This window comes from Pseudoalteromonas sp. BDTF-M6 (assembly GCF_018334135.1).
In the GTDB taxonomy this organism is placed as follows: Bacteria; Pseudomonadota; Gammaproteobacteria; order Enterobacterales; family Alteromonadaceae; genus Pseudoalteromonas.
This window is the reverse complement of sequence record NZ_JAGXTQ010000001.1, coordinates 83913-110328: the sequence shown is the minus strand read 5'-3', so window position 1 is coordinate 110328 and position 26416 is coordinate 83913. Positions and strand designations below refer to the sequence as shown.

Genomic DNA, 26416 nt, shown 5'->3' with positions numbered 1-26416 from the left:
GCCACACTTTGCCTGTTACGCAAATTCTATACTGGGATAAAACTTTTTCAGCATCGCCGCTATCTTCTTTGGAGAAAAGGGTTTCACCACAAAACCTTTGGCGCCCTTGTCTATGGCGTCCTTGACGTTATCTATGGTTGAATGAGCGCTGACCATCACTACCTTAGCGTCGGGTAACACGGCATTAATATCGGCGATCATCGCCTTACCGTCGCCATCGGGCAATTCAATATCTAAAAACACAATCTGGTAATTTTTTTGCGCACAGGCCGACATACATTGCGCCGCGTTTGCCGCTTCATCAACATTGTCTATCCCTAAATGCATCAAGGTTTGGTTGAGAAAACTCCGTACCGTGCCAACATCATCCACTATTAAAATTGCTATATCATCCATTGAAACTTCCTAACTTATCCTACCGAATGGGGCATTCTAAGAACTAACTTACATGACCACGCTACACTAAAAACCGCCACCATTATAGAGCCATGCGACGGTTAGGCCAAGACTTCAACAAGAACACATCGCGCAGCGGCCACCAGTTTACCAAACAGGCTAAGCGCCGACTCTACACCCAGGCTACTGACAGGGCGCTTAATGGCCTTGGTAAACATTACGCAAACTTATGTTTATTCTGTCGAACTAGCGTGACTGGCTCACTATTAATGTACAAAAATACCAAACGGGAGCGCCTGAATTATGCCCGCATATGCATCACTATCTAGTTAACTAAGTGGCAAAAATACTGCTGAACGCCTCCTTAACAACTGATTTACCGACTTTTACCCAACAAAACTCGTCATTCTCCAGTATTTACTCGGCTTCAATACCCGCTCCCAGTTCCTAGTGCTTCAATCAAATCTGGGTGTATTTTCACTCTGGGTGAATTAAATTTCAGATTAATATAACTTATCCGAAAACGATATTTTTTTTCGTTTGTTTACGCCTATATTGACTCGCATAATAGCGCTCCTTTTTTAGCCTTATTACACTTTGGAGTCGAGCAAGTTGGACGTCAACCTTGGAATACAAATCATACTTGGAGCACTGGCTATTGGCGCTTTCTTTATTAGTCATGGCACCCTATTGCGTATCGCCGCAAGCATTGCCATTGGTTTGTTGTTTTTTGTTCATGCTCAACAGCTGGTTACGCCCAACGGTCTGACCAACATTACCCTAGTGTTAATTAATACCTTTTATTTGTTCAAGGTGTACACTAGCCGCGTTGGTCGCCTGATGTAATATGTCATAGCGCTAGCTCGGTGCAACAGCTATCGAGCTCAGCGCAAAAAGCACGCACTCGGTACCACAGCGAAAAAATGCTGTGGTACAGCCGTAAGAAAATAAGCTAACATAAAGCCTGGCAGTACTCTTTCTGGCGAGGCGATTATGAGTTCTTCATCTCAAGCACACGACAGCGACTTATTTGCTGAGTTTATGGGCGACGTCACTCCCATGGCGAAACCCGATACCGTCAGTCACTTTAACCGTTCATCCAAGCCCACGCTGGCGCAGCAAGAAAAGCGCCGTGCCGCAGAGCAGGCAATTCAACTCGATGACAACCTGTTAGCAAGCGAACACGTTGAACTGCTCGACCCCCATGATTTTTTAACCTTTAAAAAATCCGGTGTGCAAGAAGGCGTGTTTAAAAATCTCCGACTCGGTAAATACGATGTGGATGCGACTTTGGATTTGCATGGACAAACCCTGGTCCAGGCACGCAAAGTCATGTATGAAACCATTACGGATTGTCACGAACGTAACATTCGGGTGTTATTGATCAGGCACGGCATCGGTGAAAAAAGTCAGCCACATAAAGGCCTGTTGAAAAGTTATGTTAACCATTGGTTACAACAACTCGATTGTGTTCTGGCCTTTCACAGCGCTCTGAAGTGCCATGGCGGACTCGGCTCAACCTATGCGCTGTTGAAGAAAAGTGCGCAGAAAAAACAGGAAAACAGAGAGCTGCATGCCAAGCGCTAACCTGGCCTATTAAAGACAAAAAAAAGCCGAGCTCAGCTCGGCATTTTTATGCATTGGAATGGTAGTACTGCTGCCTTACAGAGGCATGCCGTTAGCTTGGTTGAACCAGGCAGCTAATCCTAGAAAAGCAACCCAAATCAGCACATAGCTAATCTTAGCTCCACCTTGATTGTGTTTCATGACGCTTCCCACTTGGCTTAGCCTGTAGTCGGCTAAAATTATTATTCTTTTTTTTACATCAAGTATGTAACGGCAGACACTATAAGCAAGCGACCAAAAATTAACAAGCTGTTTACTTAGCCAGTAGTAAATTAGTATTGCCTTTTTCTGTCTATGCAATGGAGCAAAGCGTCGCCCCGCTCTAGTCGTTGATAATTAGCCACCACTTGCTCAACCACGGTATCTATCCTGCTTAGCGCACTGCAATGGGGAGTAACGATCAGGTTTGGGGTTTGCCAAAACGGATGCGCCGGTGGCAAAGGCTCCTGATTAAAGACATCGAGAGATGCGCCACCAATTTGCTGCATTTGTAATGCTGCAAGTAAATCCTCTTCTACCACATGGGCACCGCGCCCTACGTTGATCACCACCGCATGCTCGGGCAATTGAGCCAATAAGTCGGCATTGATAATGCCTTTCGTTTGCGAGGTTAAGGGGAGAATACAGATCAGATAGTCGCTTTGTGTCACCATGGCCTGTAAACCCTGGGCACCTTGGAAATGCTGTACATCGTCGCTATCAGTCTTGGCGCTGTTCGAATAGGCCAGCACCGAAAAGCCATTGGCGTTTAAACGCCGGGCAATGGCTTGCCCTAATTGACCAAACCCAAGTAAACCCACCTTGTTATGGCTATGCACCCGCCTGGGTCGCCACTCTTGCTGCGCTTGTTGGCGCATATAGCGGGGCATATTGGTTTTATGCAATAACACCTGGGTTAACACATACTCGGCCATATCGGTTGCCAGTTCCGGGTCGACAATTCGACTGACCGGCAATTGGCCGGGGATCGCCGCCAAATTCAGGCCATCAACGCCGGCGCCAAAGGACATCACCGCACGCACATTCGGTAACTGCGACCATAGTTGCTCCGGAACCTGCCAACCTAATACCATGTCTATGCTGTCAGCATCTCGGATATCGGGCCACACCTGCACCTTGTCGGCACCCAGTTGCGCCACCAACTGCGCCTCTAAACGCTCTGTATTACGATTAGGTATGGCTATCAATAAGCCCATAACGTGCTCCCGAACAATAAAAAGAGCAGTATCACATAGCTTGCTTCTTGGATCACTAGGCTCTGAAACCCTTTGTAATTTATTCCTTCTACCATTTTTGACTATCACATAAGTAGTCTTAAAATTGTCACCAATTTTACACCTTAGTGTCATGGTCGATTTTTAATCTAGCTATTATTTCGCTGCCAAAGGGCACAATATGATCAGCATTGATAAGGTCGTAGAAGATAACCTACCGAGTTTAGCAAACTCTCCCAAGGTCAAAGGGCTGGTTAAAAAAGGCCTGGGTTATCTGTTACATGAGCAAGAGTTTGTTGCTTTTGGTGATAATTACCCGCACTTACAAGGCCTGGAATTTATCGAGCAAGTTTTAGAAGAGCTTGATTTCAGTGCCCGCTTTAACTCGGCTCAGCTGGACAATATTCCCAGTGAAGGACGACTGGTGATCGTCGCAAACCACCCTATCGGCTCACTTGATGCCCTGGCGCTGATCAGCGTCTTGGCGCGAGTCCGCCCGGATATCAAGGTGGTTGCCAACCGCCTACTTATGAGCGTCACGCCCATGCACTCTTTATTATTGCCGGTGGACAATATGTCCGGCAACAGCCGCAAAAAAGAGTTAGGCGCCATTCATCAACACCTTAAAGATGAAGGGGCACTGCTGATTTTCCCCGCCGGGGAGGTGTCGCGCCTGCGTCCGACCGGCGTTAAAGACTGCACCTGGAACCACGGCTTTTTACGCATCGCCAAAAAAGCCAGCGCACCCATTTTGCCGATTTTAGTTAAGGCCAAAAACAGCCCGCTGTTTTATGGCACTTCGATGATCTACAAGCCGCTCGCCAGCCTCTTGTTGGTCAAAGAGATGTTTAAGCAAAGACAAAAGTCGCTGGAATTTGAAATTGGCGCCGCCATCGTGCCCAAGTCTTACCTGCTTGATAACCTCAACGATAAAGAGATCAGCCGACTTATTCGTAAGCAACTGTATCGTCTCGGCACGAAAAAGCCGGAGCTACTAAAAACCCAGACCCCCATCGCCCATGCCGAGTGCCGCAAGGCCTTGATGTCCGCCCTTAACGAGTGCGAGCGTTTAGGGGAAACCCAGGACGGCATGCAGATTTATCTGTATCAGTATCAAGGCAGCTCGGCGCTGTTTCGCGAGCTTGGCCGCCTGCGGGAAATCGCCTTTCGTGCCGTGGGCGAAGGCAGTGGTAAACGCCGCGACATCGATAAGTATGATATGGATTATCATCATCTCTTGCTCTGGGATCCAAAGCAGCTGGAGTTAGTAGGCGCTTACAGACTGGCCTGCGCGGATGAAATCATCGCCAAGCAAGGGCGCCAGGGCCTGTACACAGACAGCCTGTTTTATTATGAGCCGGGCATGGATGAATATTTCCAGCAAGGCATCGAGCTCGGACGCAGCTTCGTACAACCCAAATACTGGGGTCGTAAAAGCCTGGACTATTTATGGTTTGGCATCGGCGCTTTCGTAAGCCGCTACCCCAAGTATCGCTACTTGTTTGGTGCCGTCAGCCTCTCCAATGCCCTGCCGGAAAATGCCAAGGAGTTGTTGGTGTATCATTATCAGCACTACTATGGACAAAAGCAGCAACTGGCCACGCCAAAGCATGAGTTTAAACATCATGACGATAGCCTGGCCCAGGCGCACAGCGTGTTCTGTGGTGACGATGTCAAAGCAGACTTTACCGAGCTCAAGCATATCCTCGCCAATATGGGCGCTCAGGTCCCCACCCTGTTCAAGCAATACACTGAACTTTGCCAGGAGGATGGGGTCTCCTTTTTAAGCTTTAGTGTCGATCCCGACTTTAATAACTGTATCGATGGCCTGGTCTTGGTCGATATGGCCAAACTCAAAGAGAAAAAGGCACAGCGTTATCTAACCAATGACAGCCTGATCGCCCGCACTAAGGCGCAATAATACATAGCATTCCCCCAACCACAAAAAAGCCGGTGTCTGCACCGGCTTTTTCATTTATCAACTTCAGCAACGAGTTAAGCGCGAGCAAATATCTGCTTCAGCGTGTGGGCATAAATATCGGTAATGGCATTAAGATCCGTCACAGCGACTCGTTCGTTATCCTGGTGAATGGTGTGGTTGCGTACGCCACACTCCACCACCTGGGTATGCTCATTAGCAAAGAAACGCCCATCCGAGGTGCCACCACTGGTACTGAGCTTAGGATAACTATGAGTACAGGAATAAATGGCGCTCTCCAGTACCGCGATCAGATCAATATCCCCACCACCGGCTGTGTAATAGGGCTCACAGGGGCGCTCCCAGCTGATCTCTAATTCGTTAAGCCAAGGCGCTAAGGCCTGATTGACCTTTTCCTGTACATCGGCCCCACGATAACCATGGCTGTAGCGCACATTAAAGGTCAACTGACACTGAGCCGGAACCAAATTATCCAGGCTGTTAGGTACATGCAGGCCGGTCACCTGTAATGTGGTTTTCGATCCCTCGATGTCCTTATGCCACTGAATTTGTTGCAGCGCGACCGCCAGTTGGGCGCCGATATGCGCGGCGTTTAGCGTGTGTTCTGGGTAGGCCACATGTCCGGCGCGACCTTTCACGCTAATACGCGCCGACAAGGCGCCACGACGGCCATTTTTGATGGTATCACCGGCATATAGATCGGCGGTGGGTTCACCGACTAAGCAGGCATCTAAGCGTACACCCTGAGCTGCCAAATGTTTGGCTATTTCGGCACTGCCGTATTCGGCCTCCCCCTCTTCATCCGAGGTGATCAGCCAATAAAACTGCCCCTGAGTCGGCTTAGTTGCCAACAGGCGGTCGGTGGCCGCCAGCATGGCCGCAACTCCACCTTTCATATCTGCGGCTCCGCGACCATAGATTTCGCCATCGATAATGTCGCCGGCAAAAGGGTCACAACGCCAGCGCTCGGCGGCAGCGGGTACCACATCAATATGGCCGCAAAACGCGAAAGCCGCACCTGGGCCGAATTCGTATTTGGCTATCAAGTTGGTCACCCCCCGACAAGCTAAGGTTTCACAACTAAAACCCCGCTGCGTAAGTTGCTCGCTCAGCCAGGCGATGGCGCCGGCCTCATTGGGAGTCACCGAGGGAAAGCGAATAAGCTGTTGCAGGTACACAAGCTCGTCTGCAAGTTTTGGTGCGTTTGCCGCTAGGCGGACAGCGTTCGACATAAAATGCTCCATTGCATGGCGTTAAAACCATTACAGCGCCTTTTTATGACAGCCTTATGTCGCTCGCAATCGACGTAAAGTTTAATCTAAATCAAAGATCCACCCAGGTGGCGGATAAACGCGGACGAAATCTTGATCTAGAACAGTTTTTATTTTCTCCCAGCCCCGATAATGGCGCCATCAGCACAACAAATTCGAAATTTCTACTAGGAAGATGAAGATGAAAAAAACACTTAGCGCAGCCTTAGTTGGTCTTTTACTTGGTACCTCTTCTCTTGCTCACGCAAACATGAGCAACCTGAGCATTAATGTGGGTGCCATTAATGTAAACCCGGACAGCGAAGTGTCTAAAATCGACCAAGACCCAACGCTAGGCCTAAACGTTGATGACGATACGCAGTTAGGTATTACCATCGACTACGCATTAAACGACAACTGGGTGTTAGAGTTAATCGCGGCGACACCATTTAGCCACGATGTGGACGGCCGTGCCGGACTTAAAGGTGCATCAATCGGTGAAGTTAAACACCTACCACCGACGCTGCTTGGTCAGTATCACTTTGGTCAGGCTGGCGATAAGTTCCGCCCATTCGTAGGCGCCGGTATTAACTACACCATCTTCTTCGATGAGCAAGCGAGCCAAGATCTTAAAACCGTATTGGGTACCAACGACGTAGATGTAGAGCTAGATGACTCGCTGGGTCTAGCCGCTCAGGTAGGTTTTAACTACGCGCTGGACAAAAACTGGGGCCTACACGGCATGGTCAGCTACATGGATATCGATAGCGACGCCAGCGTATACGCCAACGGCGTTAAAGCCCTTACTCTGGACATTAAAATCGACCCTGTTGTTGCCATGTTCGGTGTACGTTACAGCTTCTAAATACCAATTCTGTTAAGTATGTGAACAGATATAGCGCTGGATAAATGATGTGATAACAAGGCGGAGTTTTTCTTATGTAGTTATTCTACATAGGCGAGCAAGACCGAAGCAATGCTTCGCAGCTTAGCGAGGTGAGCGCATGGATGCGCGATGTAACCAAGCTTCATGGATGAATTTAACCGCATAAATCAATGATTATATTCATGAGAATGCGTTTAGATTGAACATAAAGTAAACCGCAAAGATAAACAGATCCTAGCTATTTAAGTGAATTGGTATAACCAAGCCCACACTTGCTAATGTAAGCGAAAGCAAAAGCGACTAACTCTGATTAGTCGCTTTTTTTTGTTCCAACATGGCTTTCCAATGCACTATCTCCGGCGGCAAAATAGGCATTTCGCCCTCATAACCAGTCAAGGCGACTATATCCGCCACATCAACAACCCCTTCACGACCACGAAACACACCGCGCACATAGGCAATGGCATGCAGACCTCTATTGGACGTGAATTTTTGCTCGATATAGAAGTACTTATGATCCCAGCCCACCAAACGCGTGGACACGGTAAAGGTTTGCCAAGGCTTGATATCACGAATGTAGGTGATGGCGGTGGCATTCACTATAGGGAACCAGCGGCGCTTCATCACCGCACCCAGCATGCCCAGACGCTCGGTCATCCAGGTGCGGGCAATATCCATCAAGGCCAGATAGCGGGAATTGGTCAGGTGCAGATTAATATCGCAATCCAGGGGCCAGGCGCGAAAGTCGATATCCACAGTTTCTAATAAAGATTGGCGCGCCTTGTTGCGCTTAATCTTAAAAAATAACCACAACAGCCGAAAATATAAGTTCAAGGTATGCTCCTAGGGCTTCAAACAGGTATGACCAGCATGGTAGCACCGCTTTAAAAAAAGCTCACCTAATTGCGTCTTCCTTTAACAAATAACATCAAGGTGTTGAATCCATTATCTTCTTATATATGAGCGCATAAAAAAGGCACCCACTGGGTGCCCGTAAAAATTGTTTTTGCGCCTAACGCTTAGGGTATGGCCTACACCTTCACGGTCTTACGGTTAATACCGTATTCGCGCAGCTTATTAGCGACCGCGGTGTGACTAAGACCCAGGCGTTTGGCCAATTGCCGTGAGCTCGGATACGCTGGATAAAGCTTACGCAACAAGGTGGCTTCGAAGCGTTTGACCGCCTGATCTAAGCTGCCTTCAAAGTCCGACTCCAGGTAACCCAGATCATTGGTAAAGGTCGGCAGTTGCAAATGCTCTACGGTCAGCTCGCTGTCGTCGAGTAAGGATACGGCGCGATAAATGGCATTTTCCAACTGGCGGACATTGCCCGGCCAGGGATATTGCTGCAAATACTCTATGGTTTCTTCACTTAAGGTCGGAACCGGGGCGCCATTTTGCTGCGCATATTTTTGCACAAAATGCTCCGCCAGCGGGCCAATATCGGCCTTGCGATCACGCAGCGGCGCAATCTCTAAGGTCAATACATTGATGCGGTAATAAAGGTCTTCGCGGAAGGTTCCCTCTTGCACCATGGCCGGTAAATCTTTTTGCGTTGCGGCAATAATACGCACATTGACCTTTACTTCGTTTTCATCACCGACCTTGCGGAAGGTACCATCCTGCAAAAAGCGCAGCAGCTTGGTTTGCAGCTGGGATGACATCTCCCCTACTTCATCGAGGAAAACAGTGCCGCCATCCGCTTGCTCTAACACCCCGCGTTTTGGCGCGGCGTTGTCTTCATAACCAGCGTAACCAAAGAGTTCGGACTCGGCGACATCATCGGGAAGTGAAGCGCATGACAGCGCGATAAAGGGTTTAATGGAGCGGTTTGACGCATAGTGACAGGCTCGGGCCAATAGCTCTTTACCCGTGCCGGTTTCACCGGTAATAAGAATCGGCGCTTCAAGCTGCGCCATCTTGCGGGCTTCGCGCACGGTGCGACGCATCGCCGTGGAATAGTTATGGATGGTGGCAAAACTTTCCTGGCCGTAGCGACGAAATGCACTGACCTGCTGTCCCAATCGGCTCTGCGACTTAATGTTGATCACGGCACCGGCGAGTGCATCCTGATCATCCCCTTGGGGCACAGAAATAGGCAGAATATCGGCGATAAAGTCTTCCCCGCCAACCTCCACTCGGGTGGTTTGTCCCAACACTTCTTTACCCTCAAGCCAGCGAGTAAAGTTAAAGCCTTTAAGCAGGTTGTTGATGTTGGCGCCAACCGCTTCTTGCTCTGTCATTTGCAAATCGCGACAGGCGGCGGCATTGCATAAGCGCACCCAGCCCTTGTTATCGATGGAGATCACGCCATCGGGCAGTGCACTTAGCAGGGTATTCAATTCATTATGCTCACGCTCCGAAGGCAAAAACGCCGTGGTGCGTACATCCTCGACGCCGTCAATTAGGCGGATGGAAGGCATGATTTTTTGAAACTGTTCAAACTCTATAGGCGGGAAACTAACATACATGCGGCAATTCTTGGCATCTACTTCAATGCCTTTTAAATCAACCTGATAGTTAACCAATATATTTAGTACCTCTTGGGCGATACCAATTCGGTCCTGACAGTAAATTTCAAGACGCATGTGTTCCTCAGTAGCGGGTTATCAGTATGGCTGGCGCAATCATACGCTAAATTAACAATAATTGGGTAGCAAATTGTAAAGAATATTGCACAAATTTGCTAATGCTTTATTGCTAGGCCGTAATATCACCGCACAGCATCTGGTTCATTTACCGTTAAGTCGTAGGACTTCCCCTGATGCCAGTGGATATGTATACTGTGGCGCGTTTGTCGCTAGGGTAAAGTGGCGCCCGCTCTACCAAACTCGGTAGTTAGCCGCTCTTTTATCCTGCCGATACAGGCCGACTACTGAGGTCTCACCCGGAGGTGTCAACCGAGGTTTCACCCTAGGTTACACCGACTAAAGCCGTGTTTTAGTGCGGCGGCTAAAGTAGCAAAAGCAACAACAATAAGGCCTCACAATTAGCAGCGATGCTCGACATTGCAAAATAATAAATTTGTTAGTTAGGAAGTATTTTTAATGAGTTCAGCACCAAAAACAGGTGATTTTCTAGGTCACCCTAAGGGGCTCTTCCTGCTGTTCTTCACAGAAATGTGGGAACGCATGAGCTACTACGGTATGCGCGGTATTTTCGTGCTTTACCTTTCTACTATTGCTACCGCTGCCGCCATGGGCTGGGATATGGCCTACTTCGGCATTGACCCTATGTCAGCAGGCGCCGACGAAGAATATCAAAAAGCATTGAATTCAAATGCCCTAAGCATCTTGGGTTTCTATGCCTTCTTAGTATATGTAACGCCAGTACTTGGCGGTTGGTTTGCAGATAACGTCTCGGGCCAACGTAAAGCCATTATCACAGGTGGTGTGATCATGGCCCTGGGTCAATTTGCCCTGGGTACGCCTCATGCCATGGTGCCAGGCTTAGAGCTTGAATTTATGTACCTGGGTCTTGGCCTACTGATTATCGGTAACGGCTTCTTCAAGCCAAACATCTCCACCATGGTAGGCGACCTTTATTCTGAAGGTGACAAACGTCGCGACGGCGCATTTACCATTTTCTACATGGGTATCAACCTGGGCTCTATTCTAGGCTACTTCGTAGTAGGCTCTATCGGTGAAAAATTCGATTACCAGTATGGCTTCTTAACTGCCGGTGTGGGTATGCTTCTTGGTGTTATCCTGCAGTTGGCTCTAGCTAACAAGTACCTGGGTAATATCGGTACCGTGCCTGCAGCGAAGCAAGGCGGTGACGACAACCAAGCTGCTGCTAAAAAGCCTCTTACTAATGAAGAGCGTGACCGTATCAAAGTTATTTTGATCATGAGCTTCTTCACCATCATTTTCTGGGCCGGCTTCGAACAAGCTGCGGGCTCAATGAACTTATTCGCTAAATACAAAACCGACCTGGTATTCTTTGGTTGGGAAATGCCGGCGAGCTGGCTGCAAGCGGTTAACCCTATTTTCATCATCTTACTAGCGCCTATTTTTGCCAGCTTCTGGATACGTATGGGAGACAGAGAGCCGGATTCACCGCGCAAATTTGCCCTAGGTATGTTCTTCCTTGGCCTAGGCTTTATCTCTATGGTAGGTGCGGCATTGCAAATTGGTGATGATGCCAATACTAAAGCCCATGTGATCTGGTTGGTCATGGCCTATGTATTCCACACCATGGGTGAGCTTTGTTTATCGCCTATCGGTCTGTCTATGGTATCTAAGCTAGCACCGCTGAAGTACACCTCACTCCTTATGGGCATGTGGTTCTTCTTCTCGGGTATCGGTAACTATGCGGCCGCTGAAATCGGTAAGCTAGTTGGTGATGCAGGCCCATTAAGCACCTTCGGTGGCGTGGCCATCATGGCGTTCCTCGCTGGTATCTGCTTATGGTTGATGGCTGACAAGCTAGTAGACTGGATGCATGGCGCAGAAGGCACTCATGACGAAGAGCAGCTGCTAGAAGAAGAATTAGAACTCACTGGTGAGAAGCAATAATTCTTTCATAGATGTCAAGGAAGGCGCCCTAGGGCGCCTTTTTTATTGCCCAATTTAACGAAAACCTTACACCAGTATGATTTCGTCCACTAATGTTTACACTTTACCCACTAGTTAATTAGCCTCTCACTCTTTCGCTTTCGAACAAATTCTCCGATTATGCCCTCAAACTATTATGGCTTGATGGCGATGGCGGCGCTTTATACGCAGCAACGACCTTTACCGCCAACGCTAAGCCAAACACACAGCAAGTGGAGCAAAATCATGAGTGAAGTAAATAACCCATTAGGCCTCAAGGGCATTGAGTTTACCGAGTACGCAACACCTGATGCGGACTACATGGACAAGATCTTTACCGACTTTGGCTTTTCAAAGTTAAAGAAATTCAAAGATAAAGACATCGTTTACTACAACCAAAACGATATCCATTTCCTACTGAACAATGAGCGTGGTGGCTTCTCTGCAGAATTCGCTAAGAGCCACGGCCCGGCCATTTGTTCTATGGGCTGGCGTGTAGAAGATGCGCAAAAAGCATTCGACACTGCCGTTGAGCGTGGTGCCAAACCAGCAACCGATTCAACGCACAAAGACATGCCTTACCCTGCTATCTACGGTATCGGCGACAGCCTGATTTATTTCATCGACCAGTTCGGTGACAAAGGCAGCATCTACGACACCGACTTCGTAGACCTAGAAGAGCAAAACGTTGTAGAAAGCAAAGGCTTCCTTCGCATCGACCACCTGACCAACAATGTGTACAAGGGTACGATGGAAACCTGGGCTAACTTCTACAAAGACGTATTCGGCTTTACCGAAGTGCGTTACTTCGACATTAAAGGTCAGAAGACGGCCCTATTGTCTTACGCCCTTAAATCACCATGTGGCACCTTCTCGATTCCAATCAATGAAGGTAAAGACAACAACAACAACCAGATCGATGAGTACCTAAACGAGTACAATGGCCCAGGTGTACAGCACTTAGCCTTCTTGACCGACGACCTTGTTGCCTCACTTGATAAGCTTGATCAAAGCAACATCGCGACCTTGGACATCGTAGATCACTACTACGACACCATCTTCGACCGTGTTCCTTGGGTTAAAGAAGATAAAGAGAAGATCAAACAGCACCAAATCCTGGTAGATAGCCAAAGCGAAGATTGTTACCTACTACAAATCTTCACCAAGAACCTATTTGGTCCTATCTTCATTGAGATGATCCAACGTGTTGATGATGGCGGCTTCGGTGAAGGTAACTTCCAGGCCCTGTTCGAGTCTATCGAGCGTGACCAAGAGCGCCGTGGCGTTATCTAAGCGCTCCTCAATCTAGCGCCAAAAAGCAGCGCCCACCTTTGTGTGGGCACTGCTTTTTTAAGTTCCGAGCCCTTGTTTTTTTTATTGTTGGCTCAATAACAGATAAAAGCTTTAGCAAAAGGAATAACTCATGCAACTCAATGAAACGCACGATATTAACCTGACCAGCTGGGTCAGCTCTGCGAACGATGGCAAAACCGATTTCCCAATCCAAAACTTGCCTTTTGCCACTTTCCGCCGCGCCGGTAGCAGCGAAGCATTCCGTGGTGGCGTCGCCATTGGTGATCAGGTAGTAGACCTAGCCGCCGTGGCCAAACTGGGCATTTTCAGCGGTCTTGCTCAAGAAGCCGTTGAAGTCGCGTCACAAACCAGCCTAAACGCCTTTATGGCCATGGGTCAGGCACACTGGTCGGCACTGCGTCTTGCGCTTTCACAAGCACTGCGCACGGGCAGCGAGCACGAGCAAGCACTAAGCGACGCTTTGATTGCCCAATCGGAAGTTGAATATGACTTACCTTGTCATATCGGCGATTACACCGACTTTTACACTTCAATCTATCACGCTACCGCGGTAGGCAGCCTGTTCCGCCCGGACAACCCTTTGCTACCAAACTACAAGTGGGTTCCAATCGGCTACCACGGCCGTGCTTCAAGCATCGGTGTAAGCGGTCAAACCTTCCCGCGTCCTAAGGGCCAAACTAAGGCACCGGATGCGGATACGCCATCTTTCGGCCCGTGTAAGCGTTTGGACTACGAGCTTGAGCTGGGTATTTACCTGGGTAAAGGTAACGAGCTGGGCGAGTCGATTGCTCTTGATGACGCAGACGAGCACGTATTTGGCTTCTGTCTATTTAACGACTGGTCGGCACGTGATCTACAAGCCTGGGAATACCAGCCGCTGGGTCCATTCCTGGCGAAAAACTTCGCCTCTACCGTGTCTCCATGGGTTGTTACCAATGAAGCCCTGGTTCCTTATCGCCTGGCCTGGACTCGTGACGAGAAGGATCCACAGCCACTTGAGTACCTAGAGTCGGCTAAAAACCGCGAGCAAGGTGCCCTTGATATTCAAATGGATGTGTCGGTAGAAACCGAAAAGATGCGTGCCGAAGGCACACCGGCAGCCAAGTTGTCACAATCAAGCTTTAAGCACTCCTATTGGACCGTAGCGCAAATGGTTGCCCATCACACGGTAAACGGCTGTAACTTTAATGCCGGTGATATGCTGGGCTCGGGCACTCAGTCTGGTCCTGAGCATGAAGAAGCGGGCTCGCTACTTGAGCTATCGCGCGGCGGTAAAGAGTCACTTGACCTGGGTAATGGTGAAAGCCGTAAATTCCTGGAAGATGGTGATACCGTGATCATGCGTGGCTGGTGTGAGAAGCAAGGCTTTGCACGCATCGGTTTTGGCGAATGTCGCGCCACCGTTTTACCTGCCAACTAATACATTGTAAGGCAGCGTCTCCTTCCAACATAAGCGCTTTTATAGCGAGGAAGGATAACTAATAAAAATGCAGCTTTCGTGCTTTTATCCACGATAAGCTGCTTTTTTTTGCGGCCAATTACAATTTTTTGCTGGCTTTTTAAGCTCACCTTGTTATCTTAGCAACGTTTTTGTCAGTAATTTGTCTCTATGAAGTTAAAAATATCATACTTTATTGCTAAGTACTTCCCTGCACGGCAGCTCTTAATTCGCCAAGAGGGCGAAGTAACAGTGGTTGAATTAACAACCAAGAAGCAGTGTGCCATGGCGCTTAGTGCTTTTGTATGTGTTGCTTCTTTGGCCTCCTTTGGTGCCTATAACTTTTGGCAGCAGAACCAGTTGCAGTTGAGCAGCGGTGATATCATTGCCGAAAACGAGCACTTACGTCAGCAAGTCGCTCAGGCACAGCAGCAACAAGAACAATTTATTGCCAAATTGAGCAAGCTGGAACAACGCCAGCAACTGACTCAAAATGTATTGGCCTCCTTGCCTGCATCACTGATGCCGGAGCAAGGCATTCCCTTCGAGGCCAGCGACACCCCAGCTGTGGACAGCAGCGTCGATGAACGTTTAGCGACGCTACAGCAACGTCAATACGACACCTTTTCATTGCTCGACCAGGCCATCGCCAAACGCGAACAGTTGCTTGGCGCCGCGATTGCGCGCGCCGGCCTACCCAGCACTGTGATGGATGAGCTGATCGCAAAAAGCGAGGAACAGGTTGCCCAGGGTGGTCCACTGGAGCTACTTGATGCCGACGAGCAGGACACCAGCTCGCTCAGCGTGGTCGATAAGCTGTTGACCCTAAATCAGCTTGAATCCATGTTGGCGCAGGTACCACACATGTTACCGGCAGCCGATTATTATATTTCCAGCAGCTTTGGCCTGCGTAAAGATCCCATGAATGGTCGCCGCGCTATGCACAAAGGCGTAGATTTGGCGGCCTGGCGTAACACCGAAATTTTTGCTCCTGCGGATGGGACCGTAGTGCGTGCCGGGCGTAACGGTGGTTATGGGCGTTTCATCGAGATAGAGCACGCCAATGGCTTTACCACACGCTTTGGACACTTAAATAAAATCCACGTTAAGCGCGGCGACATCGTCACTAAAGGCGAAGTCATCGCATTAATGGGAAGCACCGGTCGCAGTACCGCAACTCACCTCCACTATGAGGTGTTGCACAATAATAAACATATCAATCCGGTCAAAATCACCAAGGCATTAACCGATGTTTTCAAAGAACAAAGATACACAGAAGAGTAGTCCCGTTTTGAATACTAATAAAAATAATAATACCCCCTCGTTAATTTCCGCAGATGTGCGCCTCAGTGGCTCAATGGTTAGTCAAGGCGAAGTACAACTTGATGGTCGCATCGAAGGCGACATTAAAGCCGAGATTTTACTGATTGGCAGTCAGGGCCATGTCGAAGGCAGTGTGGAAGCGGGTGAAGTGACCATACGTGGCCGTGTGAGCGGCTCTATTCGCGCCAACAAGGTCGCCATTGAAAACTCTGCCCAAGTTCAGGGTGATGTTTTTCACAACACCCTAAGCATCGCCGCCGGTGCGCAGATGGAAGGGCAAATCAAACAACTGAACCAGCAAGAAACGCTGTCGGTTGTCAGCAACGATGACGCCCTAGTAGCCGAATCTTAAAGGCTACTTTTTTCGCGCGGTGATGTACATGGTGACAGCCGCGCGAAACACCAACTCTCCACGCATATTCACTATCTCTACCGGTACCACTAGGTCTTCTTTATCTAACCATTGATGGGGCATGGGTATTTTCGCCGTCGCCTGCATATCGGTATCCACCTTGTTTAGGTACTCCACCTTCATCCCTTTGGGGATCCAGCGATGGGTTTTATGGGGCACGGTCGCATCCGTCATCACACCGGCCACCAATTCAGCCAAATTACACTGGGCAATCGCATGTATGGTACCGATATGGTTATGCACGGCACGACGGTTTTTCACCTTAGCCACACACTTACCCGGCATCAGCTCAGTGATTTGCGGTTTGATGGAGGAAAAATACGGCGCTTTCGCGCACACGGCCTTTGAAAACAGCCAGTGCCCACAGGGCCACTTAGTGAACTTTTGATAGGTACGTAATAATGGGGGGGCAGTCATTGTTCTTCTCCTTAAGCACTCATCGTACCAGTAAACATGCGTTTGGATTTAAATGCAACTACATCCTTAGTCGTATTTATTGGTATTGAAGGTTCAAGCTCTACTAGTAACGGAGACACCGTAACTTCATCACGAATAGGAACTTCTGTTCAGGAATGAATCTTTTGCACAGATGCTAATGCAATTAATAAGTTAGATCTTGTCGCGGTGGGCGACGAGCGACCGAAGCACGGCTTCGCAGCGCGAGGAGGTGGAGGCAAGGAGGCCGACAGGAGCCCCGCTTCAAGGATGAATGGCTTGCACATACTTTTAACCCCCCGTAACCCAACATTGCATTATTTCCTCAACGCGCTTCGAGAAGTGAACGTAACCAGCGCGCACAGGGCGTCCATGCCCTGAGCACGCTTTCCCCCGCAATCCCTGCGGGCGATTACTCTTCTCGCATCGCGTTTCAGATACAATGTAAGGGGATTTAGCTGATAAATCTGCGTTTCAATTTAGGTCAACGCAAACTGTAAATCTGATTAGAGCGAGGATCGAACGTTCATCCTTCCACCGAAATCACAGTGTATTCATCCATAATCGTTGAGTTTCTCCCATAGTCAGGAAAACGACCCAATGGGTCGTTTTTGTCGTGTCCACGTTTAGAGCAATATAGCGTAACTTCAATGCTGGTAAGTACTTCCTAAATTTGCTATCAATGGTCTTAGGACAAAAACGAGACAGATTGCGGCAGAAAAACGACCCAATCGCTCGATATTAAATTGTTAAATGTAATCATCATGTTCGGATTGAATAAGAAGCCTCGACCAACCATCAACACCGAATCGTTTTCTGTTTCTTACGATGGAAAATCTAATTGCTGGTGTCTTCATTACAAGGATGTGGAGTTCAACTTCCCCGACGTTGAAATTGATCTACCCAGCACATCGACGCTAGATCTGTATTTATCATGGGTCGAACGCCACAAAGCGCACATTGAAGAGAATGTGAAAGCTATGTGCGAAGGGTGGGAAGATGTATTCGTTGACCCATCCAAATACCATGTCTCGTTAATAGAGGTTGAGTCCGATAATCGTATCGCTGTCATGATTCTTGGTGACGATACATGGGGAGATATGGGATACGATATTTGGATTGAAGATGGTGAGATTACGAAGGAAGGTTTTGGAGATTAAACCATTTAACAAGCGGCATCACGGCGACCGCTTTTCCGCCGCTTCGCGGCTCCAAACCGGCGCGTGTGCCGGGCGTTACCACAGTCCACTAGTGGCACTTATCAGCCCATCAGCAAACTCTGAAGTATCAGGTGCCGCCTCTCCCGTTTGGATTCGCGCTGGAGAAATCGGCTTTTGTTGTGAAGTGTGTTGTTGATAGCGAGACACGATGTCGAGCTAGATTTATCAGGACATGGATGTGCTGTTAAATCGCATCAACACCTAAGCGGAACGTTTAACAAAACGCTCAATTCGGAAGCCTAGGCGAATCACGGGTGTCTTAGGAGTTCCAAGAGGGCGACGAGTGACCGAAGCACTGCTTCGCAGCACTAGGGTGAGCACGTATAGAAAATAGTCCGGTGGACTATTTTTAGTAAGCGAACGCCTTGCGCACTGTGCAAGGCCGGGCGGTGGAGGCATGGATGCCGACAGGGGCTGAGCTTCATGGACGAATTACTTGCACATAGGTGGTGCATTTCCTCTAAGTCGTCGTCGGCGACCCGACAAGATCTATCAACTAGCCCTTGTGTCGACCTTAAAGACCGACCTACGAATAAACGCGACAGACACACAAAACATTTCCACATTAATGCTGGCATCTATTTGGAGACATTTTTACAATACGTCTTTGTAAGCTAGGCCGTATTATTATCGTGAGTTCTTCTTCAGTTTCATCCAGTTCTCAACCAAGCAAATCTCTGATCGCCGTATTAATGATGCTAGTGGTGTTTTGCCCGCTGGCCATCGATATTTACCTGCCCGCCTTTGTGGTGATGGCCAATGATTTCCAGGTATCACAACAGCAACTACAGCAAACGGTGGCTATTTTTATGCTCACCGTGGGCTTAGGTCAGCTTATTGCCGGCCCCCTGGCCGATAAAATAGGCCGCCGCCCCATCGCCCTTGCCGGCATAGTCATTTATGCCCTGGCCGCCGCGGCCGGTGCCATGGCCCGTGATTTGAATTGGCTGCTGGTAGCCCGTGCCCTGCAAGGGTTCGGTGCCTGTGCTACCTTTGTTGCCGCGTTTGCCATAGTGCGCGATGTCTTTGGCCCGGCTCGCAGCGGCCAGATACTGACCTATTTAAATGGCGTGGTGTGCCTTATCCCTGCCCTGGCGCCCATTTTAGGGGCCTGGCTGACGCTACGTTTTAACTGGCAAAGCAATTTTATCTTTATGTTGATATGGGCTGTGTTCGGTGCCCTGGCGACCTGGTTTATCTACCGTGAAACCCGACCGCAGGATAGTCACTATCAGGGCCATATCTTCGATTTACGCCGCTTCACGCCAATTTTGCGCCACCCCGTCTTCCTGTTTAACGGCTGCATCACCATGCTGACCATGGGCTCGATTCTAATGTTCGTCACCAGTGCACCGGGGTGGATCATTGAACATCTGGGCGAGGATATCCCAACCTTCACGCTGTGGTTTTCCATTAATGGTGCCATTAGCATGGTGGCCTGCTTTATCGCCCCGCAACTGATAAAACGCAGCTCACGCCGCGCCTTACGGCTGGGTTTAACCCTGATGCTAGTGTGTGCCATTGCCTTGGTGGCGGGTCAACACAGCCCACATGCGGCGGCGCTGATGATACCCATGTTCGTAGGCGCCCTGGGTTATGCGCTTATTCTTGGCAGTGCCGCAGGCGCCGCCCTCGCCCCCTTTGCCAAACAGGCAGGCACAGCCTCGGCTCTGGTTGGCGTGATGCAGATGAGCGGAGCAGGAGTCTTGGTGCTGTTAACCCAATCACTGCCGCTGACGGCTCCGGCGTTAATCGCCCTGCATATCGCCATGCTGCTGCCATTTTGGCTTATTCTACTCGGCAGCAAGGGAAGAATGTTACATAAATAAGACAAACTGTTGCAATTTTAGCCAGTGTTTTATGAATGAACTTTCAATGCTGGCTTCTGTCCCCATAGTAGTCCACATTTTAAATCCTCTTTTAATTTAGCTAGATAGACGCCTCTTTATAACTTTATTACCCAAACCATCTACAGAATATTCTAAAAAAGTACAAAAAAAGGAACAAAATACTATTGCACTTTGTGACAACCCACGTAAGATTGTTAACGAATGTTAAACAACGGTTAACACCCTTCAATGCTTTGAGGTTTCTATGAAAAAAACAATGATTCGCAGCGCGGTTGCGTTAGCACTTCTAAGTGGCGCAACACAGTCTATGGCTGCTGATGACCGTTACATCATCCAAGTTGACAACGATAAGAAAGGCGTCGTGAAAGCGCTCGCTAAAAAACTGGGTGGTGAAGTTAACATGGATAGTGATGGCTTCTTCGCAGCGACTTTCGCTGGTAAAGACTTGGCCACGGTTAAAGGATTACTTAACAACCCACACGTTAAATTGGTAGAAGCGGACCAGCGCCGTTACCCAATGGGCGTTTATAACGATGACCTTGGCGATCCAATGTCACAACAGCTGACTCCTTATGCTGTTTACCAATCGCAAGCTAACCAAGTTACTTTCAACGCCAATGCCGGCATGAAAGTATGTGTTATCGACTCTGGTCTTGATGCATCTAACCCTGACTTCAACTGGGGTGCAATTACCGGTGACAATGATTCAGGTACTGGTAACTGGTTCGACAACGGTGGTCCACACGGTACACACGTAGCCGGTACTATCGGTGCAGCAGACAACAACATTGGTGTAGTCGGTATGGCTCCTGGTGTTGATATGCACATCATCAAGGTATTCAACGCTTCAGGTTGGGGTTATTCATCTGACCTGGCTCACGCTACAAACCTGTGTTCACAGGCGGGTGCCAACATCATCAGCATGAGCCTAGGTGGCGGCGGTTCAAACAGCATTGAATCGAATGCATTTGCAAACTTTACTGCGGCAGGCGGTCTTGTTGTTGCTGCAGCAGGTAACGATGGCAACAGCGTACGTTCATACCCTGCGGGTTACCCATCGGTAATGATGATCGGTGCTAACGATGCCGATAATAACATTGCTACCTTCTCACAATTCCCAAGCTGTACTTCTGGCCGCGGTAAAAACGTGACCGAAGATGAAACCATCTGTGTAGAAGTAACGGCAGGCGGTGTTGATACGCTTTCTACTTACCCTGCGGGTATGGCGGCGTTTGCTTCAGCTTCAGCCGATGGTGTAGGCGTAGAAGTATCGGCAATGGAAAATACAGGTTCAGCAGCCGGCGATCTTTACTTCATGGGCACGGCAGAAGCGACCGACAGCGGCGCAGCTGGCAAAGTATGTCTAATCGACCGTGGTGTTATCTCTTTCCACGACAAGGTTGCTAACTGTGAAGCTTCTGGTGGTCTAGGCGCGATTATCGTGAACAACGAACCAGGCATGCTATATGGCACGCTGGGCGACACCAACAGCACTTCTATCCCGGCGGTAGGCACAGCCCTTGAAGACCGTACTGCACTAATGGCAGCAACTTCAGCGACTGTTACTATCTCTGCTAGCGACTATGGCTACATGAGCGGTACTTCAATGGCAACACCTGCTGTTTCTGGTATTGCGGCTCTGGTTTGGTCTAACCACCCTGAGTGTACTGGTACAGACATCCGCAACGCGCTCAAAGCGACTGCCGATGACCAAGGTGCAGCGGGTAAAGACGTATACTTCGGTTACGGTATCGTAAAAGCAGCTGACGCTGATGCTTACCTAACGGCTAACGGCTGTGGCGGTGACGGCGGCAACGGCGGCAACCCAGGTACTGACGTAACTCTAGATGCCAACGGTTATAAGTCTCGCGGCGACGCATACGTTGACCTATCGTGGGGCGGTGCAGCAACTTCTATGGTAGATATCTACCGTAACGGTCAGCTGATCACTACCACAGCCAACGACAACGCCCACACAGACAGCCTAGGTAAGGTATCTGGTAGCTTCGGTTACCAAGTGTGTGAGCAAGGCAGCTCAGTTTGTTCAACAACTGTAACTGTTAGCTTCTAAGCCAAATTAGAAGTAAGTAGATAAAGCGGGCTTTATGCCCGCTTTATTGTTTTTTACCGAGCTGCTACCCTGTGCGCTTTACAGGCCACCTTTCGTTATCATGCTTAACCCCGAACTCCTCTTGTCCTTTCTCGGCGCCAGCTTTTTAATCGCCGTCGGCCCAGGGCCTTCCAATGCCTTTTTAATGGCGCAAACCTTTGCCAATGGCCGCCGCGCCGGATTGCATTGTGCTCTGGGTTTTGCTTTAGGCGGCGTGGCCCATACCCTGTTTGCCGTGGTCGGCCTATCGGCCTTGCTCAAGGCTTCCACCACCGCCTATACCACTGTGCAATACTTAGGGGCCTGCTATTTGGCTTATCTCGGCATTATGACTCTATGGCAAAGCTGGCAGCAAAATACGGTGGCTGATAGTTGTGACGACAAGCCCCATGTGCAATTGAAAAAACAAAGCCCACTGTTTCAGGCGATGATGACCGAGGTCCTCAACCCCAAGGTGGCGCTCTTTTTTATCGCCTTTATTCCCCAGTTTGTTGACCCGACACTAAACACCTCCACCACGGTTCAACTGGCTATCTTTGGCCTGCTCTACCCTATCTTGGCGTTTCCTGTGGATTGCACCTACATCTATTTCGGTGACAAGATTGCGCGTTACTTTAAACGCAACCCCAGTGCCCAACTCTGGATAGACAGGCTCACCGGGCTGATATTTATAGCGCTGGCCATTAACCTGCTGCTCTAGAGTTAAGCGCTCACAGGCCTTTATTTTTGCTGCAACAACCAAAGATAAAACTGTTGTAGGTCATCAAAGCGCCTGTCCACATGACTAAAGTCCTGAACCAGGGTATGACAATTGGGGATGGCCGCCACCGCTAGTCCGGCGTCTTTCGCCGAGCGCGAGCCGGTACTTGTGTCTTCAATCGCTATCCCCTGCCTTGCGGGAACCGCTAATTGTTCTAACGCTAGCAGGTAAGGTTCGGGGTGCGGTTTGGGGTTACGCACATCATCCTTACAGACGATACAACTAAACAGGGATGCCAGCTGATAGCCCTGCAAAATGGGCTCTACCTCGTCACGGGTACTGCCGGTCACCAAGGCCAAAGTAAAACCCGCTTGATGAGCCTGCTGCAAGGTAAGTTGGGCGTGTGCCATCAGCGGCGGCAAACTACTTTGCGCCAGCTCGGAAAAAAGGGTATTTTTTCTGGCCGCTAGGGCCTGGGCACTGGCGGGTAGTTGATGTTGTCGCACCATGTCCTCGGCCGAGGCCAACGTAGGGCGTCCGGCGTAGCGCTGACAGAACGTCGTCTGATCATAGCGAATACCATAATCGGCAAGCACCCGCTCCCAACACCGATAGTGCACCGCCTCGGAGTCCACCAAGGTGCCGTCAAAATCAAATAATAAGGTGTTGATCATGCTCCCTCCCCATAAACACAAAAGCGCCCTGAGGCGCTTTTAATTGGTTTAACTTGCTGTGGGTGGCTCGGCGCTGGCTGGCTCACCGCTTTCCAGCTCAACCAGCTCATAGCCGCGAGCCTGGCGTACTACCTTGAGTACCGGCTTTTCAAAAGCGCTTTTTAGTCGCTCGGCATCGGCTTTAAGTTCGTCAAGGTCATGGCCGAAAGGGGCGGCACCGGTTTCCGACCAGTTGCTCACCTTGCCATTAGCTGTGTATTCCACTTCGTGGATTTGATAAAGCGGCTCTTTGCCCTGCTCTTCCGCCAAGATGACGCGATAGTTCCAAAATCCAGACATGCAAATGCTCTCATGTATCTATAAAAACTGTACTGTACCAGTAAGGTGCGAGGATATAAACGAAAAAACCCGCCAGGGAGGCGGGTTTTGAATTTCGTGCTTAATCGTTAGCTTAGAAGAAGCTGATCTTGAACTCGGCGCCAATGTAGCGCTCTTCGTTCACCATGGCGGTGTTGTTGTTGAAATCAACGGCGCCAATGGCTTGCTGCTCGTCAAATAGGTTACGAACGAAGGCCGACACTTCATATTCGTTGTCGCCCTCAGCCCAGGCATAACCCGAACGCAGACCCACTTCGGTCAAGGCCTTGCCTTCAAACTCCACCGACTCGTATAAGAAGAAGTCGATCTCGCTGCGGTATGAAACGTCCGCATAGGTGAAGAACTCACCATCGGCCATTTCACGGCTGTAACGAAGCGTTAGGTTAGAAATCCACTCAGGAGCGTGCGGCAGGCTGTTACCGTCCAAAATAGCACGGTCTTCAGGACCAAATGCACCTGGAACCTGATAGGTTGGATCCGTAACCGTACACTGAGCACACACAGCAACTGCCAAGTCGTTGTCTTTCAGTTCGGTGTTGTTGTAGCTCAGGTTGAACGTCGCGTTTAGGTTGTCTGTCAGTACCCATTGAGTATCCAGCTCAAAACCATAACCAGTTGTTTTGTCAGCGTTAACTAGACGGTTAAAGTTCGCACCACCACCTACAGCGGTCAACTGCTGATCGTCCATGTTGTAATAGAAGATAGCGGCATTGATACGGCCTCGGCCATCCCATACGTCAGATTTGATACCGGTTTCGTACGAAGTCACGGTTTCCGACTCGGCCACGGTTACTTCGTCACCGAACAGGATACGACCCTGAATACTTGGGGCGCGGAAGCTGTTAGCGATACGAGCATACCAGTTGATATCGTCGGTCACTTTATAGTTGGTTGAGATATCCCAGCTCACATGGTCGTCGCTTGGGTTTTCTGTCAGGAACAAGGTACCGCCGCCCACAGGGCTAAGGGTACGGTTGGCCGAGAATTCTTTATCGTCGTCAGAGTAACGCAGACCCACAGTCACTTTGAAATCATCGGTCACTGTGTAGTCAACCGAGCCGAATACCGCCCAGGCTTCGGTGTCTTGTTGCTGATGTACATAACCGTTTAGGGCACCGTTAGCGGCCGTATCATAGCTGAAGTTTTCAATGGTCAGGGCTTCATCAAAGTAGAACAAGCCTACCTGATAGTTGAAGTCGCCAGAGAAGTTACTTGAAAGGCGTAATTCTTGCGTATATTGGTCGTGATCCGGAATACCATCGGCACTTTCTGAGGTAAACGGGATAAAGCCAGGGCCGCTTGGCACTGCTTGGCCGTCGATTTCATAACCACCGTAACCACCGTCGATATCGGCGCGTGAGTAGATCTCAGCACTTTCCCACCCAGTGATCGAGGTTATCGTGTGCTCATCCAGATCCCACTCTAGGCGCAGGCTGGCACCTTGTGATTCTACTTGTTGAGTTGCACGTGACGCGGCATCGTGCTGAACCTTATCGTGGTCAAAACCAGATACTAGGTCGTTGCTGCCCGGCTTGATGGCATTGGCACGAAACGCAATAGGCGTGCCGTCCATGTCACGAACATGGTAGTTAAATAGACCGGTAAACTCGTCGCCTTCATAAAGGAATTGAATACGAGCGGCCTGGTCGGTATAACCGCCTAGCACGTCTTTTTGTTCAAAACCCGGAGCAACATTATCGATGTAATCGTCTTTATCTTGCCAAAGCACAGAAACACGCGTTGACAGGCGATCCGTTAAAGCGCCGCCTACAGCACCTTCAAAGTCGATAGCACCGCGGCTGCCGTATGATACAGAACCATAGCCTTCAAATTCCTGACTTGGTTTAACGGTGTCGAACTTCACTAGACCCGCCGGGGTATTACGGCCAAACAGCGTACCCTGTGGACCACGCAATACTTCAACGCGAGCCACGTCAAATACTGGGAAACCTTTTAGAATGGCGTTTTCTTGCACCACTTCGTCAACAACCAAAGAAACAGGTTGTGAAGCGTTCAAATCGAAGTCGGTATTGCCGAGACCACGGACGTAAAAACGTGGGAATGAACGGCCGAATGAAGATTCAATCGACAAGCTTGGGATCTTGGCATTCATAAAACGAATGTCCATACCCGCTGCGCTATACGCATCCAGGCTGTCACCCTGAAGTGCAGAAACGGCTACAGGAACTTCCTGTGCATTTTCAACACGTTTACGAGCTGTAATTTGAATAACTTCAAGTGATTTGTCTTTCGCGGCCGGGCCTTGTTGCTCAGCAGCGGTAGAAGTGAATGCAGTACCTGCAGCAGCAGAGAACAGCGTTGCTTTTATTAGATTGGCAAGCGCAGTACGTTTCATCGCTTTCATGTCGGATTTAACCCTTATTTGTACTCTTTTGTTCATTGGTAGATATGTAGCGCCCTATCACCTGGCACAATGCTCAATTTTTCGCGTGCTCCACGCGGACCTTAAATTTGAGAGTACAAGCACAAATAAAAGGCTGAACATTACGGTGGCGAAGTATAGCATCTAAATTAAGCTTTACTTCAGCTTTATTTCATTTTTTTGCAACATTTCTATTCATTTACCGACACAATCAAGAATTTTTAAAGATTTTATCGGCAAGTAAGGACATTTGTCCTTTATGCGCAAAAATTAAGCATAGCCGAATTATAATATTTCGCGATACCGACCAAACTTATAAATATAAAAAGCCCA

The 26416-nt window shown here is 49.2% G+C and carries 22 protein-coding genes; 13 read left to right on the top strand and 9 right to left on the bottom strand.

Features of this window, described 5'->3' with window-relative positions:
• Positions 1-15: 15 nt before the first annotated feature.
• On the bottom strand, positions 16-396 hold the full coding sequence (locus KD147_RS00460) for a response regulator (RefSeq protein WP_105255263.1): 381 nt from the start codon (positions 394-396) through the stop codon (positions 16-18).
• Positions 397-1008: 612 nt separating this feature from the next.
• Here KD147_RS00460 and KD147_RS00455 point away from each other — a divergent pair.
• Positions 1009-1242: a hypothetical protein gene (locus tag KD147_RS00455; protein WP_199883049.1), complete on the top strand. Its 234-nt coding sequence runs from the start codon at positions 1009-1011 to the stop codon at positions 1240-1242.
• Between the two features lie 147 nt (positions 1243-1389).
• On the top strand, positions 1390-1983 hold the full coding sequence (gene smrA / locus KD147_RS00450; RefSeq protein WP_212546534.1) for a DNA endonuclease SmrA: 594 nt from the start codon (positions 1390-1392) through the stop codon (positions 1981-1983).
• 311 nt (positions 1984-2294) lie between these two features.
• Here smrA and KD147_RS00445 read toward each other — a convergent pair whose 3' ends face one another.
• Positions 2295-3218 carry a 2-hydroxyacid dehydrogenase gene (locus tag KD147_RS00445; protein WP_212546533.1) on the bottom strand — a complete coding sequence of 308 codons (924 nt, stop codon included), beginning with the start codon at positions 3216-3218 and terminating at the stop codon, positions 2295-2297.
• Between the two features lie 199 nt (positions 3219-3417).
• Here KD147_RS00445 and olsF point away from each other — a divergent pair, with 199 nt between their 5' ends.
• On the top strand, positions 3418-5157 hold the full coding sequence (gene olsF, locus KD147_RS00440) for a bifunctional ornithine lipid synthase OlsF (protein ID WP_105255259.1): 1740 nt from the start codon (positions 3418-3420) through the stop codon (positions 5155-5157).
• A 74-nt stretch (positions 5158-5231) separates the two neighbouring features.
• Here the strand turns inward: olsF and dapE are convergent, their stop codons facing one another.
• Positions 5232-6407: a succinyl-diaminopimelate desuccinylase gene (gene dapE / locus KD147_RS00435; RefSeq protein WP_105255518.1), complete on the bottom strand. Its 1176-nt coding sequence runs from the start codon at positions 6405-6407 to the stop codon at positions 5232-5234.
• A gap of 220 nt (positions 6408-6627) precedes the next feature.
• Here dapE and KD147_RS00430 point away from each other — a divergent pair, with 220 nt between their 5' ends.
• Positions 6628-7290 carry an OmpW/AlkL family protein gene (locus KD147_RS00430; RefSeq protein ID WP_105255258.1) on the top strand — a complete coding sequence of 221 codons (663 nt, stop codon included), beginning with the start codon at positions 6628-6630 and terminating at the stop codon, positions 7288-7290.
• A 321-nt stretch (positions 7291-7611) separates the two neighbouring features.
• Here the strand turns inward: KD147_RS00430 and KD147_RS00425 are convergent, their stop codons facing one another.
• Together KD147_RS00425 and tyrR are read right to left on the bottom strand one after the other, a co-directional pair.
• Entirely contained in the window at positions 7612-8145 is a 534-nt protein-coding gene (locus tag KD147_RS00425) for a thioesterase family protein (RefSeq protein WP_105255257.1), read from the bottom strand.
• Positions 8146-8342: 197 nt separating this feature from the next.
• Positions 8343-9899, bottom strand: coding sequence for a transcriptional regulator TyrR (gene tyrR / locus KD147_RS00420; RefSeq protein ID WP_212546532.1), 1557 nt, complete (start codon positions 9897-9899; stop codon positions 8343-8345).
• A 459-nt stretch (positions 9900-10358) separates the two neighbouring features.
• On the opposite strand from tyrR, the gene KD147_RS00415 reads away from it, so the two are divergent.
• The 5 genes from KD147_RS00415 to KD147_RS00395 all read left to right on the top strand — a co-directional run bounded on the left by KD147_RS00415 (position 10359) and on the right by KD147_RS00395 (position 16273).
• On the top strand, positions 10359-11828 hold the full coding sequence (locus tag KD147_RS00415) for a peptide MFS transporter (RefSeq protein WP_105190158.1): 1470 nt from the start codon (positions 10359-10361) through the stop codon (positions 11826-11828).
• A gap of 264 nt (positions 11829-12092) precedes the next feature.
• The gene (hppD, locus tag KD147_RS00410) at positions 12093-13139 is read left to right on the top strand and encodes a 4-hydroxyphenylpyruvate dioxygenase (RefSeq protein ID WP_105190269.1); all 1047 of its coding nucleotides are present in this window, start codon (positions 12093-12095) and stop codon (positions 13137-13139) included.
• A 130-nt stretch (positions 13140-13269) separates the two neighbouring features.
• Positions 13270-14580, top strand: coding sequence for a fumarylacetoacetase (gene fahA, locus KD147_RS00405; RefSeq protein WP_212546531.1), 1311 nt, complete (start codon positions 13270-13272; stop codon positions 14578-14580).
• 189 nt (positions 14581-14769) lie between these two features.
• Positions 14770-15882: a M23 family metallopeptidase gene (locus KD147_RS00400; protein ID WP_105190160.1), complete on the top strand. Its 1113-nt coding sequence runs from the start codon at positions 14770-14772 to the stop codon at positions 15880-15882.
• A 7-nt stretch (positions 15883-15889) separates the two neighbouring features.
• Positions 15890-16273 (top strand): bactofilin family protein, encoded by a 384-nt coding sequence (locus tag KD147_RS00395; RefSeq protein ID WP_212546530.1) that lies wholly within the window; start codon positions 15890-15892, stop codon positions 16271-16273.
• Positions 16274-16276: 3 nt separating this feature from the next.
• On the opposite strand, the gene KD147_RS00390 is transcribed toward KD147_RS00395, so the two are convergent.
• Positions 16277-16750, bottom strand: coding sequence for a hotdog fold domain-containing protein (locus KD147_RS00390; protein WP_105190162.1), 474 nt, complete (start codon positions 16748-16750; stop codon positions 16277-16279).
• Positions 16751-17532: 782 nt separating this feature from the next.
• Here KD147_RS00390 and KD147_RS00385 point away from each other — a divergent pair.
• From KD147_RS00385 to KD147_RS00370, 4 genes are all read left to right on the top strand, one after another.
• The gene (locus KD147_RS00385) at positions 17533-17928 is read left to right on the top strand and encodes a hypothetical protein (protein ID WP_212546529.1); all 396 of its coding nucleotides are present in this window, start codon (positions 17533-17535) and stop codon (positions 17926-17928) included.
• A 692-nt stretch (positions 17929-18620) separates the two neighbouring features.
• Positions 18621-19817 carry a multidrug effflux MFS transporter gene (locus KD147_RS00380; protein WP_349304655.1) on the top strand — a complete coding sequence of 399 codons (1197 nt, stop codon included), beginning with the start codon at positions 18621-18623 and terminating at the stop codon, positions 19815-19817.
• 277 nt (positions 19818-20094) lie between these two features.
• Positions 20095-21909, top strand: coding sequence for a S8 family serine peptidase (locus KD147_RS00375; RefSeq protein ID WP_502710214.1), 1815 nt, complete (start codon positions 20095-20097; stop codon positions 21907-21909).
• A gap of 100 nt (positions 21910-22009) precedes the next feature.
• Positions 22010-22648 carry a LysE family translocator gene (locus tag KD147_RS00370; protein ID WP_212547024.1) on the top strand — a complete coding sequence of 213 codons (639 nt, stop codon included), beginning with the start codon at positions 22010-22012 and terminating at the stop codon, positions 22646-22648.
• Between the two features lie 20 nt (positions 22649-22668).
• Here the strand turns inward: KD147_RS00370 and KD147_RS00365 are convergent, their stop codons facing one another.
• The 3 genes from KD147_RS00365 to KD147_RS00355 form a co-directional block, all read right to left on the bottom strand.
• Positions 22669-23322 carry an HAD family hydrolase gene (locus KD147_RS00365; protein ID WP_212546527.1) on the bottom strand — a complete coding sequence of 218 codons (654 nt, stop codon included), beginning with the start codon at positions 23320-23322 and terminating at the stop codon, positions 22669-22671.
• A gap of 48 nt (positions 23323-23370) precedes the next feature.
• The gene (locus tag KD147_RS00360; protein WP_105190169.1) at positions 23371-23661 is read right to left on the bottom strand and encodes a hypothetical protein; all 291 of its coding nucleotides are present in this window, start codon (positions 23659-23661) and stop codon (positions 23371-23373) included.
• Positions 23662-23773: 112 nt separating this feature from the next.
• Positions 23774-26065, bottom strand: a complete 2292-nt coding sequence (locus KD147_RS00355) for a TonB-dependent receptor (RefSeq protein ID WP_105190170.1) — start codon at positions 26063-26065, stop codon at positions 23774-23776.
• Positions 26066-26416 lie beyond the last annotated feature (351 nt).

What these genes read in the sequence shown, in the direction of transcription:
- KD147_RS00460 (WP_105255263.1), bottom strand. Translation starts at nt 396, where the DNA reads ATGGATGATATAGCAATTTTAATAGTGGATGATGTTGGCACGGTACGG.
- smrA (WP_212546534.1), top strand. Translation starts at nt 1,390, where the DNA reads ATGAGTTCTTCATCTCAAGCACACGACAGCGACTTATTTGCTGAGTTT.
- KD147_RS00445 (WP_212546533.1), bottom strand. Translation starts at nt 3,218, where the DNA reads ATGGGCTTATTGATAGCCATACCTAATCGTAATACAGAGCGTTTAGAG.
- olsF (WP_105255259.1), top strand. Translation starts at nt 3,418, where the DNA reads ATGATCAGCATTGATAAGGTCGTAGAAGATAACCTACCGAGTTTAGCA.
- dapE (WP_105255518.1), bottom strand. Translation starts at nt 6,407, where the DNA reads ATGTCGAACGCTGTCCGCCTAGCGGCAAACGCACCAAAACTTGCAGAC.
- KD147_RS00430 (WP_105255258.1), top strand. Translation starts at nt 6,628, where the DNA reads ATGAAAAAAACACTTAGCGCAGCCTTAGTTGGTCTTTTACTTGGTACC.
- tyrR (WP_212546532.1), bottom strand. Translation starts at nt 9,899, where the DNA reads ATGCGTCTTGAAATTTACTGTCAGGACCGAATTGGTATCGCCCAAGAG.
- KD147_RS00415 (WP_105190158.1), top strand. Translation starts at nt 10,359, where the DNA reads ATGAGTTCAGCACCAAAAACAGGTGATTTTCTAGGTCACCCTAAGGGG.
- hppD (WP_105190269.1), top strand. Translation starts at nt 12,093, where the DNA reads ATGAGTGAAGTAAATAACCCATTAGGCCTCAAGGGCATTGAGTTTACC.
- fahA (WP_212546531.1), top strand. Translation starts at nt 13,270, where the DNA reads ATGCAACTCAATGAAACGCACGATATTAACCTGACCAGCTGGGTCAGC.
- KD147_RS00400 (WP_105190160.1), top strand. Translation starts at nt 14,770, where the DNA reads ATGAAGTTAAAAATATCATACTTTATTGCTAAGTACTTCCCTGCACGG.
- KD147_RS00390 (WP_105190162.1), bottom strand. Translation starts at nt 16,750, where the DNA reads ATGACTGCCCCCCCATTATTACGTACCTATCAAAAGTTCACTAAGTGG.
- KD147_RS00385 (WP_212546529.1), top strand. Translation starts at nt 17,533, where the DNA reads ATGTTCGGATTGAATAAGAAGCCTCGACCAACCATCAACACCGAATCG.
- KD147_RS00375 (WP_502710214.1), top strand. Translation starts at nt 20,095, where the DNA reads ATGATTCGCAGCGCGGTTGCGTTAGCACTTCTAAGTGGCGCAACACAG.
- KD147_RS00370 (WP_212547024.1), top strand. Translation starts at nt 22,010, where the DNA reads ATGCTTAACCCCGAACTCCTCTTGTCCTTTCTCGGCGCCAGCTTTTTA.
- KD147_RS00365 (WP_212546527.1), bottom strand. Translation starts at nt 23,322, where the DNA reads ATGATCAACACCTTATTATTTGATTTTGACGGCACCTTGGTGGACTCC.
- KD147_RS00360 (WP_105190169.1), bottom strand. Translation starts at nt 23,661, where the DNA reads ATGTCTGGATTTTGGAACTATCGCGTCATCTTGGCGGAAGAGCAGGGC.
- KD147_RS00355 (WP_105190170.1), bottom strand. Translation starts at nt 26,065, where the DNA reads ATGAAAGCGATGAAACGTACTGCGCTTGCCAATCTAATAAAAGCAACG.